Below are 18,938 nucleotides of genomic sequence, written 5' to 3' on the forward strand. Positions count from 1 at the left end.
TTATTTGTGATGATACTGGGGATTAGCAGCATTAGTAACACTCATGCATTTGTTAAAAAACTATTTTAGATGCATGGGGAGGGAAAGGAGGGAAAGGAGGGAATTTGACAAATATATTCATTACGAATATAGTTGATATGTCAACGTTGTCTAGTCAACAAGTTGAAGGAGGTTCTCACTCTATTGAACTTGAATGATCATATTGGAATTTTAATCCATAATGCGGATTTGGCGATAACAAGTTATGTGAGGAAACATTTGGAGCCCTTCAACCTTGCTCCAGAGCAAAATCTCATTATGATGATTCTCTGGAATCAAGATGGCGTTTCATCTAATGAGCTTGTCTCACAACTTAATAAGGACAAAGCCGGCATCGCACGTATGATTGCGAGCTTGGAGGGAAAGGGATATATAAAAAAAGTCGCTGACCCCAATGATAAACGCAGTTTTAAAATACATTTAACAGATGAGGGGAAACGGCTTGCTCATTCAGTTATACCTATACAACGAAACATGCGTGAAACTTTAACGAAGGGTATGACGAAAGAGGAGATTGACGATCTGCAGAAACTGATCACCAAAGTGATGAACAACATTTAAGGAGGAAATAACTTTATGAACATTGTTATCATTGTAGGAAGTCTTCGCAAAGATTCTTATAACATGCAACTAGCGAAAACCATGCAAGAACGTTACAGTGCAAAAATGAATATTGACATTGCGGATATTCGTTCTTTGCCACATTATGAACAAGACGAAGAGAACAACCCACCAGAAACTGTGAAAAAATTCAAGCAGTCCATTGCGAATGCAGATGGGGTGATCATCATCACTCCAGAATACAACTGGTCGATCCCTGGAGTGCTAAAGAATGCAATCGATTGGGCTTCTAGGGTCGATAAGGTTTTCATTGGTAAACCCGTCATGGCTGCTGGCGTTAGTATTGGCATGGCTGGAACACTTCGGGCACAGCTTCACTTACGTGAGATCCTTTCAGGTCTTCAAGCCCAATTACTTCCACCAAGCGGAAATGAGATCCTCATTAATTTTGCGGCGCAAAAATTCGATGATCAATCAGGGCGGTTAGCGGACGAGCCGACTCTTGGCTTTTTAGATGTCGTTGTGGACAAGTTTGTTGACTTTGTAAAGTTGTCTAAAAAAGACTAATCAACTTATAGCACCTAAAAGAAGAAATAATGAAACAAAAAAGGATAGATGAACAAGGGAAAATACCTGGTTGCATCTTTCCTTTTTGTCCTACATATATGCCTAATCATTCTGTTGTGATGCCAATGAATTATAGCTTTTATCGTCTTCTCCTTTTTTCTATCTCTTGTATATGTTTAAATTCCCCGATAATTGTCAAATGTAAAAGGGATATATGTTTAAACAATTGTTTGATTAAGAAAAGGAGAGGATCTATTCATGGCCATGAACAACGAAGTACCCCAAGATAAAAGTCTAGATAATAGTTTATCTCTATATCAAGAAGGATATCACTTCATTCAAAATAGAGTGGAAAAATATCAGTCAGATTTATTTGAGGCACGTTTACTAGGCAAACATACGGTTTGCATGAGGGGGGAAGAAGCGGCCAAGTTATTTTATAACACAGAACTTTTCCAACGTGAGGGAGCTATCCCGAAACGGATTCAAAAGTCATTGTTTGGCGTTGGTGGTGTACAAGCATTGGATGGGAAAGAGCATGATCATCGGAAAAGTTTGTTTCTATCCATGATGACGCCACTTGAGGAAAAGAAATTGGGCGAACTCGTGTTAGCGAAATGGGAAGACTGTATCGAACAATGGGAACAGGCGGAACATATTGTGTTATTTGAAGAGGCGCGGAAAGTATTATGCCGGACTGCCTGTGAATGGGCAGGTGTTCCTCTAGAAGAAGCGATTGTAGCGGAGCGGGCGGATGAATTTACATCATTGGTGGATGCCTTTGGCGCAATTGGGCCACGGCATTGGAAAGGAAGAAGAGCTAGAACAAAGCTGGACGAATGGGCAGGTTCCTTAATCGAGGATGTACGGAATGGAAATCTGGATGCAAAGGAAGGAACCCCTCTTCATACGATTGCTTTTCACAAAGATCTAAAGGGTGAGCTTTTAGATACTCATACCGCCGCTGTTGAGTTGAACAATGTATTACGCCCCATTGTAGCCATCGCTGTTTTTATTACCTTCGAGGCTTTGGCCTTGCATGAGCATCTCCAATCTCGGACACGCCTAACGACAGATCAAGAACGAGAGGCCTTTGTCCAAGAAGTGCGTCGCTATTATCCATTCGGTCCGTTCCTTGGAGCAAAAGTGCGCAAAGATTTTACTTGGCGAGAATGCGATTTTAAAAAAGGGCAGCTTGTGATACTGGATCTTTATGGGACGAACCATGATGAAAAGCAATGGGGAGAAGCGGATCAATTTAAACCAGATCGCTTTTTAAAAGAGGAACCAAGCTTATATAATTTCATTCCCCAAGGTGGTGGAGACCCTATGACAGGTCATCGTTGTCCAGGAGAGGGAATTACCGTTGAAATCTTGAAAGCAACATTAGATTTTCTTGTGAACAAAATAGAATATGATGTCCCTAAGCAGGATGTAAGCTTTAGTTTGGTAAAAATGCCAACCTTGCCAGCTAGTGGTTTTATTATGAGTCATATTCGTAGGAAGAAATCTACGCTTGATGAATGAAAGTTCAAGTACCTCGGTATTTCGTGGCCCGTGGCAAGTTCATGGACCGCGAAATATCGAAGTTGAAAGAGCCTCATGCACCATGAACATCTTATGCCCAACATTTTATAATTTTCTTCAGCGATTAATCCTCCTGCTTTCTCTGTTAAAAAATACCGAACCTTATTCGATTCCCATTCTTAACTCTATTTTTAGCAATTTGCAAATAAACCCTTTTACATTCTTTCAAATAACTACTATACTTTTAGTATTGGAAACTAAAAGTGTTGCATCTTGTATGAGGAATGGAATAAATTCCTCCGGGTTCCTAGAACGAGATGCTAAATTGGATGAAGAAATTGGGTGTTAGCCATGTATGATTTATTACTGCAAGAGTCATATGCTGAGTGGGTTTTGCCACTTACGATCGCGATTATTTGGATTTTAAGCTGGCAATTAATCATGCTTTCTCGTTCTGTCCAAGCGAATGGGCGAGCAAGTGAATCTGTTCAATTGAACATCTTTACCATGCCCACTATTCAAAATGAAAGACCGCGTCATCGTCGCTTTCAATTAATGAAAACAGTGAGAAGGCAAGAATCCCCAGATGATTCAGATGATCACCACTTTTCTATTTAAAAAGACAAAAACTTTAAAAGTAGAAAGGTGAACTCGAATTGAAAAAAAACACAATCTTACTTTCTATGCTTGTGATCGCTGCTCTTATGCTTGGTGGCTGTTCAGGTGTAGAAAACGAAACTGGCTTTTTTTATAATATATTTGTCCGCCCGCTTTCATGGGGAATTCATGAAATTGGCTCTGCCTTATGGGGCGAATTTGGACTTGCTGTCATTGTGATTACGCTCATTATTCGTTTGATTTTGTTGCCATTTATGTTGAACACGTATAAGAAACAGCAAGAAATGAAAGTGAAAATGGATATAATCAAACCGGAAATGGACGATATCCAAAAACGCTTACGGGCTACAAAAGACCCAGAAGAGCAGAAGAAAATTCAACAAGAAATGATGGCACTTTATACGAAACATAATGTGAATCCTCTTGGTGTAGGCTGTCTGCCACTTATCATTCAAATGCCTATTTTGATGGGGCTGTATTGGGCTATTCGTAGCTCGGAGGATATTGCGAATCACTCCTTCCTCTGGTTTGACCTAGGAAGTCCAGATCGAATCATGATGTTAATCGCAGGATTTGTTTATTTTATCCAAGCGAGAGTGTCAATGGCCACCGTTCCAGAAGCACAGAAAAAGCAGATGCAGATGTTTGCTTATATTTCGCCAATTATGATCATGTTCATTTCTTTTTCAGCGCCAGCGGCTTTACCCCTTTATTGGGTGGTCGGCGGTATTTTCATGATTTTCCAAACATGGCTCGGCCGGAAATTTTATACGCAACATCCTGAAAAGGTAGAGGAAGAATCGAAGAATTAAAATGGTGAAAGGTAGTCTCTTAAAAGGGCTACCTTTTTTGGGTATTCGGATAATCGTGTGGAATTCTTCCTGTTTAGATTTTAATTCATTTCTTACCTTGCATTACAAGACTAATGAAGTTATACTTATTATAAATCATGTAATGCAAGATATATTTTAATCATAACTCTTGTATTGCAAGTTACTGAGAAAGGAGGAAGAGGCTTGTCATCAACACAAATGCTAAAGGGTATAATTGATGGCTGTTTACTGGCAATTATAAAAAATAAAGAAGTCTACGGATATGAATTGGCAGAGAAGTTGGGTAATTATGGGTTTGAGTCTTTTAGTGAAGGGACAATTTATCCATTGTTAATGCGGATGCAAAAGGAAGAATTAGTTACATCAACATTAAAAAAATCAACAGCTGGACCTAAAAGAAAATATTACTCACTAACAATTAAGGGTGAGCAGGAATTAAAAAATTTCGAGGAACGTTGGGCAACGTTACAGAACAATGTTAACAGAGTGTTAGATTATGAGTCAGATACAAAATTTACAAAAGGAGATGAGATAATTGAAAAATGAATTACAACTTTCTAAAAAGAGCCAAGAGTTCATAGAAAACCTAAATCTATACTTATTTTCCAGTGGGAAAAACCCAGATGAAATTGAAGATATTGTAAGTGAGTTAGAAGTTCATTTATTTGAAGCTGAGAAAAAAGGAAAACCCATTGAAAAAATTATTGGAAAATCACCAAAGGAATATATGAAAATGGTTTCTGATGAAATGGTAATTGACTATCGAACTTGGTTCAAATACATTTGTTTTATTGTTTTTGGCTCATTTTCTTTTTCAATTTTCATTGATTTATGGGAAGGAAATCTTTCCTATTCTATCTTGGAAATCATCGGGCATATTGTAATAGGTGCAATATTTATTGCTTCTGTTTTTATAGGATTTAAATTTATTTCTACAGCAAATCGATCTCTCAAAATACAGGGGTTGATATTAGGTAGTATAGCGATACTGCCCATAGCTTTGTTTGTTGGGTTGATCTACCTAAATAGAGCCTTCGACACTACCCTCATTTATTTTGGCAATAAGGGAAGCCTGGCTATCGGTGTGGTTGCAGCACTGATTATAATAGGTGTTTCCATTTGGGCAAAATCTTGGACTCTGATTATTATCATGGCATTTTTAATACTGCCCAATTATTTACTGAGCCTGACTCCATTGCAAGAGGAAACACAGATGATCATAAGTGTTATCATGACTTATGGTGGAATTGGTATTTACCTTTGGATATTATCCAAACTGGAGAAAAGTAATGGATACTAATATGATTCATCTACCAAACTATAAGGATTAATGACTTATTTTGAAGATCTGGTTAAATCAATGAACAATTGGGAAGAAGAGATATTTAACTATTTTAATTCTCCCATTACTAATGCCTATACAGAGTCCTTAAATCGTTTAATTAAGACAATGAACCATGTTGGTCGTGGTTACTCATTTGAAGCTCTTGGGCAAAAATTTTATTTACACAAGGATATCGTAAAGTAAAAAAGAAATTCAAAGAAGTTGAAGTTACTTTCAGAAAAATGTTACCTGATCAATTCCCAAATTGGGGAAAAACTGGCTATGAATGGGTGTATGAAGAAATCTATGGTGCTGACTTTTCCACACTATTTTCCGATTACCCCCTTTTTTCTGCCACGACGAGTTAATGTTAGATCTAACTTTAGTAGCCAGTGAATTCCAAGTAGTAGATTTACCTTAACAGAAGCTAAACAATGATGAACCAAAATTAAGGTAAAAGTAAGGTTTTCGTTTCCAAGTGGTTATCTCAAACGATTACTCTTGGACAGAGTGAAAAATTCACTCATATTCTGTAGGAGTTCTATACGATTTGACGTCTATATATTGTCAAAAGTTAGTAGAAGTAGAAGTGGTCGGATGGAGTATGTCATCTTTTGTAAAAATATTTTAATAAAAGAGAAACCTTTTTGTCATTTTTTACGTTATAGTATATAGAGTTAAAATATTATTTTAGTAGAGAGAATTGAAGGGGGATCCATTTTGAAGAAAAAGGTCTGGATTTGGATTAGTATTGTTGTAGGGGTTTTGATCATCCTCGGAGGCGGGGCCGCTCTTGTTATGAACATGGGGGCAAAAATGGTCGATGGGGCAGATGAAATGGAAGACATGCCTCTTACCGTCCAAAAGGCGGATGAGCAAGAATTAACGGAAAGTATCTTAGTGACGGGAAAAATTGTACCTGAAAGTGAACAAAAGGTATATTTAGAACCCGAAAATGGCGAAATTCAAGAATTTAAGGTAGAGGAAAATAAAAAGGTGAAAGCCGGCGATCCTCTATTTCTCTATGATTCTTCGAAATTAAAACGCGAATTTGATAAAGCTGTACGTGATCGAGATTTAATTAAAAAAAGAATGCAAATCGAGATTAACCAAATGGCGGAATTAGATAAAAAGATTAGAGAAGCAAAGCAAAAGGTGGGTCGTAAAATAGATCCTGAGGCCGAAGTAGTGGAAGAGGTTGTAACACAAGATGATGTTAATCAGCTACAAAATGAACTAGTTCAGGCTGAAATGGACCATGAAGCGACAAAAGAAGAGATTGAAACAGCTCAGGAAACGATTAATGAATTAGATGCACAAATCAAAGCAATGACTGTTGTGAGTAAAATTGATGGCATTGTTGTAAAAATAAACGAGAATATCGAAAAGACAGAAGAGGGTGCCAGCGAGCCTGTCGTCCATATTATTTCTAGTGACCCTTATAAAGTCATTGGCACGATGAATGAATTTGATGCAGTGAAAATTGCGAAAGATCAACCTGTCATCATTCGCCCAAAAGTGTTTAAAGATCGTGAATGGAAAGGTGTCGTGGAATCTGTTTCCCAATTCCCTTCAGATGATGGCGGAGGGGGAGAAGATTATGATATGGGTGGTGGCGGAAATGTCACAACCTATCCATTTAAGGTCGCGATTAAAGACGATACCTCTGAACTACGTCAAGGGTTTCATGTTTCCTTAGAAGTTAAGATGGGCGGAGGGGAAAAATCTTTAGTTGTTCCTCATATGGCGATTTTGGAAGAGGAAGCGATGGAAGAGGGCGAAGATAGCAGCGGCGAAATGGTTGAAGTCATTTATGTGCTTGTTGATGGCGTTTTACAGCGACGCGAAGTTGAAACAGGAAAAATGAATGATGAATTCATTGAGATCACGGAAGGTGTGACGAAGGGTGAATTGGTTGTTATCTCCCCAGATCCTGGATTGTATGATGGAATGGAAGTGACATCCTATGATGAAGTTGAGTAAGATTACCAAGGTGTATGGGAATGGTTCTTTGAAAGTTCCCGTCCTGCATGGGATTGATCTTTCCATTGAAGATGGTGAATTTGTTGCGATCATGGGTCCATCCGGTTCAGGGAAATCCACTTTAATGAATATCATTGGTTTCCTCGATTACCCAACAGGTGGAGACTATGAATTAAACAATGAAAAAATTAGCGCTTTTCGAGAAAAGCAATTAGCTGCGTTGCGTAATCGCCATATCGGCTTTGTGTTTCAGCAATTCTTCTTGCTGCCGCGTCTAAATGCGATAAAAAATGTAGAAACACCACTAGTGTATGCAGGTGTTTCAAAAAAAGAGCGTAGGGAAAGAGCACAGCAAATGTTAGAAAAAGTAGGACTTGGGGATCGTGTAAAACATCTACCCAACCAATTATCTGGTGGGCAAAAGCAAAGGGTGGCGATTGCTCGTGCGCTTGTGAATAACCCATCCGTGATAATGGCAGATGAACCAACAGGTGCCCTCGATTCTAAAACAAGTAAGCAGATTATGGAGCTTTTTGTGCAGTTGAATCAAGAAGGCAAGACGGTGATCCTCGTTACGCATGAAGAAGAAGTGGCGGCATATGCCAATCGGGTCATTACACTAAGGGATGGTCTGGTCATAGATGATCGGAGGATGACATCATGAATATTTTAGAAAGCTTCAAGATTGCCTTCTCCTCGATTTGGAATCATAAAGTCCGAGCTCTTTTAACGATGCTTGGTATTATTATTGGTGTCGCTGCCGTAATTACGATTGTAGCACTTGGTCAAGGGGCGCAAGATAATTTGACGGATGAATTATTTGCGGTCGATGAAAATGTTATTGAGCTATACTATGAGTATGAACCAACGGAAGAGGAAATGGAAAGTGGGGGATGGTCATGGGAAGAGCCTGAATTATTCGCCGAAGATTTAGAAACTCTTGAGGCAGTTCCAGGTGTCAAAGCCGTAATTGGAACAAATTCTGGTTGGGGCATGTTAGCTCATAATGAAAAAACAGGTGAGATGGACATTACGGGTGTTGGCCCAGAATACTTCCAAGCGCAAAGTATTGAAATTTTGGAAGGGAGACCGATCAATGCTCGAGACAATGATGGCATGAATCGAGTGATCATGATCGATAAAGTCGCTAGGGAGAAATTCTTCAAAGAGAATGAAAATCCAATTGGGGAAATTATTGACCTTGATGATAATCCGTATAAAGTGATTGGTGTATATAAATCTCCCATACCTGAGCAATTTCAATGGAGTGAAAATGGGGAAATACTAATGCCGCGTGCGGTTATTTCACTAATGTTTGGCAGTAATGAGATCGACAAACTTTCACTCATCGCCGAAAGCCCAGAAGTAATGTCGGAGACAGGAAGACTAGCCGCCGAGACCTTAACGGAAAGCAAAGAGCTTGAACAGGGTTATTATACCACCTTTGATATGTCAGAGTTTGAAGACGAATTTAACCAAGTGATTTTAATTATGACAATCTTTATTGGTAGCATCGCCGGCATTTCTCTGCTTGTTGGTGGAATCGGTGTGATGAATATTATGCTCGTCTCCGTAACCGAACGAACGAGGGAAATTGGCTTGCGGAAGGCACTCGGAGCTACGCGAGGAAAAATTTTATTTCAGTTTTTAATTGAATCGATTACACTTACCTCATTAGGTGGCTTGATTGGAATCGGCTTGGCAAGTGTTGGGACAGGTTTAATTACGTTATTGTCTCCAATCAATGCCATGGTCAGCCCAATCGTCGTCATCATCGGTGTCGGCTTCTCAGCCTTCATCGGCATTATATTTGGAATCTTACCAGCAAACAAAGCATCCAAATTAAGTCCGATTGATGCGTTAAGATATGAATAGATGGAAAAAGGCTAATTGCGCTTGAGCAATTAGCCTTTTTACTCTCGTATAGCAAACCATGGTTTGGATGTACGAAAACAAAGGAAAGCCGAGAAAACGTCGATCCAACCAAGGTTTGGATATGCGAAAACAAAGGAGAGCCGAGAAAACGTCGATCCAACCAAGGTTTGGATATGCGAAAACAAAGGAGAGCCGTGAAAACGTCGATCCAACCAAGGTTTGGATATGCGAAAACAAAGGAGAGCCGTGAAAACGTCGATCCAACCAAGGTTTGGATATGCGAAAACAAGGGAAAGGCTAGAAAACGTTGATCCAACCAAGGTTTGGATATGCGAAAACAAAGGAAAGCCGAGAAACCGTCGATCCAATCAAGGTTTGGATATGCGAAAACAAAGGAAAGCCGAGAAACCGTCGATCCACCCATGGTTTGGATATGCGAAAACAAAGGAGAGCCGTGAAAACGTCGATCCAACCAAGGTTTGGATATGCGAAAACAAAGGAGAGCCGTGAAAACGTCGATCCACCCATGGTTTGGATATGCGAAAACAAAGGAGAGCCGAGAAAACGTCGATCCAATCAAGGTTTGGATGTGTGAAAACAAAGGAAATCCGAGAAAACGTCGATCCACCCATGGTTTGGATGTACGAAAACAAAGGAGAGCCGTGAAAACGTCGATCCAACCATGGTTTGGATGTACGAAAACAAAGGAGAGCCGAGAAAACGTCGATCCAATCAAGGTTTGGATATGCGAAAACAAGGGAAAGGCTAGAAAACGTTGATCCAACCATGTTTCGGATATACGAAAAATACGCTCGGACTTAGCGAGACAGTGGCTCACGTTAAAACTTACCTTTTTCGCGACCAATGCGCCCCTTCGTCCATATGAACAAACGGGATATCGGTATCCACTTCACCTGTAATTTTTTTCAAAATAAGATCTTCTCCACTTAGCCATTTTAAAAAATCAAACTCAATCGGCTCTTGGTCTCCGCCTAAAGCGATCCAGGCTTTCATTTCTCTAGGCAAATAAGCAGAAGTATGGATCGTCCCAGCCCAGCTACTATATAATTCGGAGAAAACCCCTTGATTGCGACCATTCATAAAACGAAAGGCAGATTTTGCGTCAGAAAGTTCCTTATACTTCGCATTCATAGCATCCAAGCGTCGCTCTGAGTCGACAAGATGATGGCGATTTTCGTCTGTTAAAATTTCAAAATGATTGGTGCACATTTTTGCCTGGCGCACCTCAATCTGGCGAGGCGTAGCCTCCACAATATACGTTTCACCGCTCGAATCAAACACGGTATAGCTAAAAGAATGACGGTGAGGAATTTCTTTTAACAAATCAACCGCTTCACCCACAGAAGCACATGATTCTAAAATCAGTCTTCCAATCATACAACAAATGAATCCATCTGCTGGCTTTTTCCGATTCATAAAATTATAGCCCATGGCTAGACCTTTTTCGTTCATCCCATCCATGCGGCCGGTCACTCTTTGACTCGGTCCAATTATCGCATAGCCTTGGTCAGATGGCTGGAATAATGTATAGCGGCCTTCATACGTTTTCGGATGATAATCATAGTTGCGAATGAGATAATCTTCACCTGTTAAAATCGAGCACCCTGATTTTACATAATCTAAACGGTAGCCCCCAAATTCAGCGAGAACCCGTTCCATTGGCCACTCCAGTGCCGCCTGCAGCCCCAATAATTCCTCCCAAACCCCCGGGGCAAACGGAAGAATCGCTTGCCTAACTTCTTCCACTTCAATGGAAAAACGTGGCTTTCGCACTTTCCATTGCTGTTCGCGATTTTTAATGGTAAGGGAATCCTTTATTTCTTTGCCTTGTGCAAAGCCAAAGTCATAATGAGTCCCTCGATATTGAATGATGTCGCTATAGATTTTTTTCAACGTAGATCCCTCTCGTGTTTTTTTAGGTATATTCATCGTACCTCTTCTCGCCAGACGATGTCACGCAATTACGATCCAAAAGGAAAAAACTTGAGGACAAACGCCCCCAAGTTTTTAATTAAATAAGAAGATTGAACAGAGTACTATCTTTGTTCACTTCTGTATAAGGAAAGCCTTTTTGTTGCATGCGTTCCACTAAACCGGCATAGTCTTCTGGTCTTTTTAATTCAATACCAACTAATCCCGGACCACTTTCTTTGTTGTTTTTCTTCGTATATTCAAAATGGGTGATGTCATCCTCTGGCCCGAGGACATTATCGAGAAACTCACGTAAGGCTCCAGCGCGTTGCGGGAAGTTTACGATAAAGTAATAGAGAAGGCCCTCATATAATAAGGATTTTTCTTTAATTTCCTGCATCCGCCCAATATCGTTATTCCCGCCACTTACGACACAAATAACGGATTTCCCCTTGATTTCTTCCTTATAAAAATCCAATGCAGCGATAGGGAGGGCACCAGCAGGTTCTGCAATGATCGCATACTTATTATAAAGATCTAAAATCGTCGTACATACTTTTCCCTCAGGCACAGGAATGATATCATCCACATATTGTTGGCAAATTTCAAAGGTTTTTTGGCCCGCACAGCCGACTGCGGCGCCGTCCACAAACTTATCGATTGAATCAAGGGTGGTAATGCCTTTATTGTCAATGGCTGCTTTCATACTAGCTGCCCCAGCAGGTTCTACTCCAATCATATGTGTATGTGGGGATAAATTTTTAATATAAGAACTTAAACCTGATAGTAAGCCGCCACCACCAATACTAGCAAAGACAAAGTCCACAGGTTCTTCCAAATCATTCATAATTTCAACAGCAACGGTTCCTTGTCCGGCGATAATATCGTAGTCATCAAATGGATGGATAAAAATTTTATCCTCCTGATCGGCATAGTTCAATGCACTTTTAGAAGTATCATCAAATGTATCGCCAACTAGGACGATTTCGACAAATTCACGGCCAAACATTTTTACCTGATCAATCTTTTGATTCGGTGTCGTTTGTGGCATAAAGATGGTTCCAGAAATGCCAAGATGAGAACAAGCGTAAGCAACTCCTTGGGCATGATTGCCGGCACTAGCACACACGACCCCTTTATCTCTTGCTTCTGCTTCAATTCGTTTGATTTTATAATAAGCGCCTCGCAATTTGAACGAGCGCACATGTTGCATATCCTCTCTTTTCAAGAAAACATGGCAGTCATATTTCTCAGATAAACGCTCACTTTTTTGCAAAGGCGTATGTGCCACAACGTCTTTTAATTGTTGGTAAGCAATCAGGATATCTTCCACATTCACAGCACTTGACTTCAATTTTGTTTCACTCATGGCGTCATCCACTTCCCTTGCTAATAAACTAGAATATTCGTACATTATAACATGAAATTATGAGCTTGAACAAAGGAATATTCTTAATATTTAGTGATAGCGATTTCATTATCCGTTTTTTCTAAAATAGTTGCTTGTCCTATCATTTTTATAAGCAATGAGAAGTGGGAAGAATGAAAAGAACATCCATTTTATTCTTTTGAGACTCCCACTTCCGTATATTGCATATCCGTTTTCTTTTTAAGAATGATTTCTAAAATGCCATTTTTATAAACGGCGGTTGTTTTCTTCTTATCAACCAGGGCGGGCAAGGTAATCGTTTTGGTGTTTTGCGCGGCCTCTGAATCCTCAATGATCAGCTGATTGGTTGTATGGTATACTTTCCATCTTTCTAATATCTTTTCGTCTGGGACGGTGATATGAATAAAGATATATTGAAAGGATTCAAAAAGCTTTACATCATCTGAGGATGAAGGATTTGTGGAAGAGGGCATTTGCTTAAGAAGAGATCCTAACCAATCATTTGAATTCGTTGCACCCTGATCGAAAGCAGAAAAGGCTTGGGACAAAACTTTTTGCACGTAATCGTCTACATTATTTTTGCCGATCTCAAAGGGAGGAGCCTTAGCCTTATCTTGATTTAGGTTAAAAGGGAATGAGTTCCAAGGAAACATACGAATTCTTTCCTTCCTATGACATTATATCGTTATTTTATGTTAGAAAAAAATCGATGTTCTTTTATAGAGGATGGAACCTGAAAAATATGCCTAAAAAGAGTATGATAAAAGAAGAACTAAAGGGGATGGGGTGAAAAGATGCGGAACATGTCATTGGAGGAGCTTTTGGCTTTAAGAGAAGAACTTCAAGTTTCTGTCGATAAAGAGAAAAGTGTGTCTCTCTCCGCATTAATCGGTGTTGAGGAGGAATTGTTACGAAGACTCTCTCGACAAAAAAAGGGTGAAAGTCCTTATGATGTAAAAGAAATCCAAAGAGATCTTATTGCTCATTTGGTTCATTTTGGTGCATATACCAAAACATATTATAAAAGAGACCATGTCGATGATCAGAAGTCATTAGCGAAGGTGCTGAAATATGATCGAGGAAATGCATTAGCTTATTACCGTCTGGGAATGTATGCCTATAGGAAAAGTTTTTACATAACAGCGGCGGTTCATTTTAATAATGCGCTAAAAAGCCATGAGCGAGACGCCGATTCGCCCTACAGCTTATCAGACCAACAGCATTATCAAGTCCTACTTTATTTACAAAACAGCACGTTAAAAGTAGCAATAGAGACCGCGGACATGACAAGAACAGCGGAAGAGAAAATGGATGAGAAATCTATGGCCAACTTGAAACTTCCTCCTATCCAAGAGAATATCCGTCATTATGAGGTCTATCTAGAAAATCATGCCTTTACTGTTCTTTCTGAGCGGGGATTGAAATTAGCTTCGAAAGAGGAATGTGAGCAGTTAATGAACCCGGATAACAAAGAGTCCCCCCTTATTTTATATTTTTCTGACGCCCAACAGTCCGTGATTTTTCAGAAGCAAGAAGTGTCACTTACGATTCTGCAGGCGAGCATGTTAAAAAGGGTTTTACTGAATCACACGGAAGGAAAGCCTCTAGAAAAAGGTAAGCTAGCCGACCTGTTTGCTTCGCTTGATCAAGCAGGAAGAGTGCCGGATGCCATTTATAAGCAAGCCTTTACTCGGTTAAAAAAACAATTGGATAAGTTAGGATTAGGGGAAGTTATTATTGGACAGGAAGATGGAAATTTGTATCTTTCTGAGATCCCTTTTTTGTGTATTCAGCGAATAGAACAATGGTGAATGGCGCTTAGAGAAAAAGGACATTCTTTGGTCTTGAAATTTTTACCAATCCCTCATACAATTGAAATGAATTGAATAGTTATCAAGAGTGGCTGAGAGATCTGGCTCAACGACGTCACAGCAACCTGCAATAGGTAAGGTGCTAAAACCAGCAAAGCTGTTTGTTTGCTTTGGATGATAAGATCGGTCTTATGACCCCGTCTGTTATCCAATGCAGATGGGGTTTTTATTTATCTGCATAACCAGCTATTACGTTCCCTGTACAAGGTGGCGGCTAAATAAACCCCACTGATTAAAGTTTCACTTAAGGAGGGATTGACATTGAAACGTATGACCATCGAAAATGAGAATGGAAAGGGATGCGATAAGACGAAGGAGGAGGCGAGTGAAGTCATTAAAGAGATGTCTCCGGAGGAATTAGAAGCATTTAAGCTGGAAAGATATCGGAAATTCATCAGACCACTGACAGAATATCATGTGGATGATTTGAAAAATAGAAAATAGAACTTTTGTAAGCAATTTTCTTAGAATTCCAAGAGATGCTTTTGTTACTAGCTGATTTCCGGCTGAAAATCGGAAATCAGCAACCAGGCATTTTGGACAAGCTTATCGAGTCTCTCTTTTCTGTAAGTAAAAAGAGCGGATCACGAAATAGCCCATTGAACCAAAGATCAAGCCTAAAAAAATGATTGGAAACCAAATGCCGAGTCCATTTCGTTCGTCCAAAGCAATTTTAATCCCTTCCCATGTGAGAAAAGAGAAGGAAAGCAGGATTTCATTTTTTAGAACATTGATCATAAGACGTGCATTCACATATTGGGCAGGGGCATTTTCTTTTGTAATCGGGACCATATAGTTATAGACATGTGGATAACGTTCCAAAATGGTCATGCCAACCCACATCATCATTCCAATGATAGGGAGAATAAGCATTTCCCCTTTGCTGCCCCACCGATCGACTACCCCCGCCGCATTATAATGAGCAGGCACCTTCTCCGGTAAAAGACTCCAATGATAAAGCAAATATACCATCGTACTCATAAAAGTGATGATGGTAGCGATATTAAAGACAATTTCCCATTTCGTTTTGGGTAATGTTAATTTGGGACGATTTTCCTCAATCATGTGTGGATGCCTCATCTTTCTTTTAGGTGAACTAGCCCATCTCCTGTCTATTAAAGTACGATCTAGAACGGTGAAAGATTCACATTATGTACCTTTGCAAAATAATTAGAAATTATGAAAACGGGCATGCCAGGCACCTTAATGGATCGTCCCGCCAACTTCATGCATATCCTCTTGTTCATGGGCCGCTGTAATGGCTGCCCTTTTTAGCGCCATGATAATTAAATTTAGGCTCATGCTTGGGGCGGATTTATCCAGGGTTTGTTCTGGAATGAACGGAATATGAATGAATCCCCCGCGAATATGAGGAGCATGTTCACTAAGATAATGCATAACTCCATAGAATAGATGATTACAGACAAAGGTGCCTGCTGTGTGGGAAACGCTTGCTGGAATCCCCATTTTTCGGATTTGATGGACCATTCGTTTTACTGGCAAAGTGCTCCAGTAGGCAGCAGGGCCATTTTCAATAATAGGTTCATCTATCGGTTGTTGTCCTTCATTATCCGCAATCCGTGCATCGTCTAGATTAATCGCAATCCGTTCTGGGGTAATCTGGGTACGCCCACCTGCCTGCCCAACACAAATCACAACATCAGGCTGAAAAAATTCAATCGCCTCTATGACAACTTCTCGTGATTGATGAAAGACGGTTGGTACTTCAACAGTGATCAGCTTTACATTTTCTATGATTAATCCATTTAATTGTTTGATAGCTTCTGAAGCGGGATTGATCACATCTGTTCCGAAAGGATCAAACCCAGTTAATAAAACCTTTTTCACGGTACCTTTCCAACTCCTTTGCTAGATATCTTTATTTTAAATGGTAACATATTTCAGCTGGAATCTTGTCCGTTTTTAAAAAGAAAAAACGAACCCCAATAAAATAGGGTTCGCTTATGAAAAGCAATTCGCAGTGTCATTTTTACCGGAGGCCTGCAGGACGGGATGCAGGTCACAAAGGCGTGGCGATTGTTGTCGCGAATTTAGGCCAACAGGACGTTGGTCAGAACAGCGTTGCGACGTACAAGGATGTACTAGTGCAGACGAAGCGACAGGACGTCGCGGCTTGAGTCTGCCGTCAGGACGGCGCGAACTTAGCCGTTTATCCTTGTTGCTTAGCTGTTCATCCTTGTTCATCCACTTGATTCTTATTTTTTAGATATCCACTTACACCATCACTTTACAAATATCATTCGTAAATTCTACCGGATCCTGTACAGGCAATCCTTCGATAAGGAGCGCTTGATTATATAAAAGGTTAGTGTATAGGTTTAGCTTATCTTTGTCTGTTTCAAAGGCTGATTTTAGCGATTGGAACACTTCATGGTTTGTATTAATTTCCAAAATCTTTTCGGCTTGGACATTTTGATTATCCGGCATGGCCTGTAAGATTTTTTCCATTTCGATGGTAATCTCGCCATCTGTAGAGAGACAAACAGGGTGAGACCGTAATCGTTTAGAAGCACGCACATCCTTCACTTTTCCAGATAAAATTTCTTTCAAAGCCTTGAATAGTTCCTTGTTATCCTCTGTTTCTTCGGAAGCTTCTTTTTCTTTCTGTTCTTGATCTTCAAGTCCTAAATCACCGCTTGCAACAGAACGGAATTCTTTTTCCTTATAATTCATCAACATTTTGATCGCAAACTCATCCACATCTTCCGTGAAATACAAAATTTCATAGCCCTTTTCTCGAAGAACCTCAGTCTGTGGCAGTTTTTCAATGCGAGCAATCGAATCTCCTGATGCATAGTAAATATACTTCTGTTCTTCCGGCATTCTGGAAACATATTCATCCAATGTTACAAGCTTATTTTCTTTGGAAGAAGAGAACATAAGTAGATCCTGTAAAACGTCCTTATGCATGCCATAATCACTATATACACCAAACTTCAACTGTCTACCAAAAGCTTCATAGAATGTCTCGTATTTTTCACGATCATTCTTCAGCATGCTTTGCAATTCGCTTTTAATTTTCTTTTCAATATTATTGGCAATTCGTTTTAATTGGCGGTCCTGTTGCAAAATCTCGCGAGAAATGTTGAGGGATAGGTCTTCCGAATCCACCATTCCTTTGACAAAACTAAAGTAATCGGGAAGTAACTCTGGACATTTTTCCATAATCAAGACGCCGCTTGAATATAATTCTAATCCTTTTTCAAATTCCTTTGAATAATAATCAAAGGGCATTTTTTCCGGGATATATAAAATCGCATTATAACGAATCGCACCGTCGACACTTGTGTGAATATGCGCTAATGGCTTATCAAATCCATAACGTTTTTCAGCGTAAAAATTTTCATAGTCTTCGTCCGTTAACTCGCTTTTATTTTTGCGCCAAATCGGCACCATGCTATTGAGAGTTTTTTCTTCTTTGACTTCTTCATATTCATCCTCTGTGCCTTCTTTTAGTTTGCTTTCCGTCACATCCATTTTAATCGGATAGCGAATGAAGTCAGAGTATTTCTTAATAATCGATTGGATGCGGTACTCCTCTAAAAACTCATCATAATTTTCCTCTTCTGTATTTTCTTTAATGGTTAGGATGATTTCTGTCCCAACCGTTTCTTTTGTGGTTGGTTCAATTGTATAACCATCGGCGCCAGAAGATTCCCATTTGTATGCTTCTTCACTACCTAAAGCTTTACTGATCACAGTCACTTGATCCGCTACCATGAAAGCAGAGTAGAAGCCGACACCAAATTGGCCGATAATATCATGGCCATCTTTTAATTCATTCTCGTTTTTAAAGGCCAAGGAGCCACTTTGCGCAATGGTGCCAAGATTCTCTTCCAGCTCTTCCTTTGTCATCCCGATTCCTGTATCTTCTACTTTCAATTTTCGGTTTTCTTTATCGATTGAAAGCTTTATGTAGTAATCGTCTTGATTAAAAGTTAAAGCATCATCTGTGAGGGCACGGTAATAAATTTTATCGATCGCATCACTAGAGTTGGAGATTAATTCCCGTAGAAAAATTTCTTTGTTTGAATAAATGGAATGGATCATCATTTCTAATAAACGCTTTGATTCTGCTTGAAACAGCTTCTTCTCCATAAAAATTCCCCTTTTGCGCTATGATTGGCACTCGATACATGAGAGTGCTAACTACTTATTTAATACCATACAGAGCTAAATGTGTCAAAGAAAAAAACCTTTTCTATAGTAAGTTAGAAGGGAAGTTTCAGCGATAATTTAAAAAACTTTCACAAACACTTGCTATAAAAATTCTCATCTTTGACACCTAAAACCGCCTCAAGTGCTGTAAAATCAACACTTTTGGCGGTTTTTTTAGAGCCTAAAACTGCGTACTATTTTCCTTTTTTGGTTTGTTTTAAAATTTTTTTCATGTTTTT

General features: G+C 39.5%; 19 protein-coding genes and 1 riboswitch. Of the genes, 13 read left to right on the top strand and 6 right to left on the bottom strand.

Annotation, left to right across the window (positions count from 1 at the left end):
• Positions 1-183: 183 nt before the first annotated feature.
• The 11 genes from KI363_RS17240 to KI363_RS17290 all read left to right on the top strand — a co-directional run bounded on the left by KI363_RS17240 (position 184) and on the right by KI363_RS17290 (position 9,327).
• Positions 184-600 (top strand): MarR family winged helix-turn-helix transcriptional regulator, encoded by a 417-nt coding sequence (locus tag KI363_RS17240; RefSeq protein WP_158321076.1) that lies wholly within the window; start codon positions 184-186, stop codon positions 598-600.
• A gap of 15 nt (positions 601-615) precedes the next feature.
• Positions 616-1,167 carry an NADPH-dependent FMN reductase gene (locus tag KI363_RS17245; protein WP_158321077.1) on the top strand — a complete coding sequence of 184 codons (552 nt, stop codon included), beginning with the start codon at positions 616-618 and terminating at the stop codon, positions 1,165-1,167.
• 264 nt (positions 1,168-1,431) lie between these two features.
• The gene (gene cypC / locus KI363_RS17250; RefSeq protein WP_158321202.1) at positions 1,432-2,694 is read left to right on the top strand and encodes a CYP152 family fatty-acid peroxygenase CypC; all 1,263 of its coding nucleotides are present in this window, start codon (positions 1,432-1,434) and stop codon (positions 2,692-2,694) included.
• A 351-nt stretch (positions 2,695-3,045) separates the two neighbouring features.
• On the top strand, positions 3,046-3,312 hold the full coding sequence (locus KI363_RS17255; protein WP_212967100.1) for a hypothetical protein: 267 nt from the start codon (positions 3,046-3,048) through the stop codon (positions 3,310-3,312).
• A gap of 38 nt (positions 3,313-3,350) precedes the next feature.
• A complete protein-coding gene (gene yidC, locus KI363_RS17260) occupies positions 3,351-4,124 on the top strand; it encodes a membrane protein insertase YidC (protein WP_158321079.1) in 774 nt (257 codons plus the stop codon).
• A gap of 219 nt (positions 4,125-4,343) precedes the next feature.
• Positions 4,344-4,691, top strand: coding sequence for a PadR family transcriptional regulator (locus KI363_RS17265; protein WP_158321203.1), 348 nt, complete (start codon positions 4,344-4,346; stop codon positions 4,689-4,691).
• Positions 4,681-5,445: an HAAS domain-containing protein gene (locus tag KI363_RS17270; protein WP_158321080.1), complete on the top strand. Its 765-nt coding sequence runs from the start codon at positions 4,681-4,683 to the stop codon at positions 5,443-5,445. Before KI363_RS17265 ends, KI363_RS17270 begins: the two co-directional genes overlap by 11 nt.
• Before the next feature lie 60 nt (positions 5,446-5,505).
• Positions 5,506-5,673, top strand: a complete 168-nt coding sequence (locus tag KI363_RS22110; RefSeq protein ID WP_373306805.1) for a transposase — start codon at positions 5,506-5,508, stop codon at positions 5,671-5,673.
• A 516-nt stretch (positions 5,674-6,189) separates the two neighbouring features.
• Positions 6,190-7,452 carry an efflux RND transporter periplasmic adaptor subunit gene (locus tag KI363_RS17280; RefSeq protein ID WP_158321081.1) on the top strand — a complete coding sequence of 421 codons (1,263 nt, stop codon included), beginning with the start codon at positions 6,190-6,192 and terminating at the stop codon, positions 7,450-7,452.
• On the top strand, positions 7,436-8,116 hold the full coding sequence (locus KI363_RS17285; protein ID WP_158321082.1) for an ABC transporter ATP-binding protein: 681 nt from the start codon (positions 7,436-7,438) through the stop codon (positions 8,114-8,116). The genes KI363_RS17280 and KI363_RS17285 overlap by 17 nt, the downstream gene beginning before the upstream one ends.
• The gene (locus KI363_RS17290; protein ID WP_158321083.1) at positions 8,113-9,327 is read left to right on the top strand and encodes an ABC transporter permease; all 1,215 of its coding nucleotides are present in this window, start codon (positions 8,113-8,115) and stop codon (positions 9,325-9,327) included. The genes KI363_RS17285 and KI363_RS17290 overlap by 4 nt, the downstream gene beginning before the upstream one ends.
• 846 nt (positions 9,328-10,173) lie before the next feature.
• Here KI363_RS17290 and KI363_RS17295 read toward each other — a convergent pair.
• The 3 genes from KI363_RS17295 to KI363_RS17305 form a co-directional block, all read right to left on the bottom strand.
• A complete protein-coding gene (locus tag KI363_RS17295) occupies positions 10,174-11,241 on the bottom strand; it encodes a C45 family autoproteolytic acyltransferase/hydrolase (RefSeq protein WP_212967101.1) in 1,068 nt (355 codons plus the stop codon).
• Between the two features lie 118 nt (positions 11,242-11,359).
• A complete protein-coding gene (gene ilvA / locus KI363_RS17300; protein WP_158321085.1) occupies positions 11,360-12,628 on the bottom strand; it encodes a threonine ammonia-lyase IlvA in 1,269 nt (422 codons plus the stop codon).
• Positions 12,629-12,819: 191 nt separating this feature from the next.
• The gene (locus KI363_RS17305) at positions 12,820-13,302 is read right to left on the bottom strand and encodes an Hsp20/alpha crystallin family protein (protein ID WP_158321086.1); all 483 of its coding nucleotides are present in this window, start codon (positions 13,300-13,302) and stop codon (positions 12,820-12,822) included.
• A 141-nt stretch (positions 13,303-13,443) separates the two neighbouring features.
• Between KI363_RS17305 and KI363_RS17310 the strand changes: the two genes are divergently transcribed.
• Positions 13,444-14,460 carry a hypothetical protein gene (locus tag KI363_RS17310; protein ID WP_212967102.1) on the top strand — a complete coding sequence of 339 codons (1,017 nt, stop codon included), beginning with the start codon at positions 13,444-13,446 and terminating at the stop codon, positions 14,458-14,460.
• A gap of 76 nt (positions 14,461-14,536) precedes the next feature.
• Positions 14,537-14,644: riboswitch (SAM riboswitch) on the top strand.
• A gap of 137 nt (positions 14,645-14,781) precedes the next feature.
• Positions 14,782-14,964, top strand: a complete 183-nt coding sequence (locus tag KI363_RS17315; RefSeq protein ID WP_212967103.1) for a hypothetical protein — start codon at positions 14,782-14,784, stop codon at positions 14,962-14,964.
• Between the two features lie 102 nt (positions 14,965-15,066).
• Here KI363_RS17315 and KI363_RS17320 read toward each other — a convergent pair whose 3' ends face one another.
• The 3 genes from KI363_RS17320 to htpG form a co-directional block, all read right to left on the bottom strand.
• The gene (locus tag KI363_RS17320) at positions 15,067-15,585 is read right to left on the bottom strand and encodes a DUF1648 domain-containing protein (protein WP_212967104.1); all 519 of its coding nucleotides are present in this window, start codon (positions 15,583-15,585) and stop codon (positions 15,067-15,069) included.
• A 138-nt stretch (positions 15,586-15,723) separates the two neighbouring features.
• Complete coding sequence (pcp, locus tag KI363_RS17325) at positions 15,724-16,368, bottom strand: pyroglutamyl-peptidase I (protein WP_212967105.1); 645 nt, start codon at positions 16,366-16,368, stop codon at positions 15,724-15,726.
• 387 nt (positions 16,369-16,755) lie between these two features.
• Positions 16,756-18,639 carry a molecular chaperone HtpG gene (gene htpG, locus KI363_RS17330; protein WP_212967106.1) on the bottom strand — a complete coding sequence of 628 codons (1,884 nt, stop codon included), beginning with the start codon at positions 18,637-18,639 and terminating at the stop codon, positions 16,756-16,758.
• Positions 18,640-18,938: the final 299 nt, after the last annotated feature.

The organism is Lederbergia ruris, assembly GCF_018332955.1.
Classification (GTDB): domain Bacteria; phylum Bacillota; class Bacilli; order Bacillales; family Bacillaceae_C; genus Lederbergia; species Lederbergia ruris.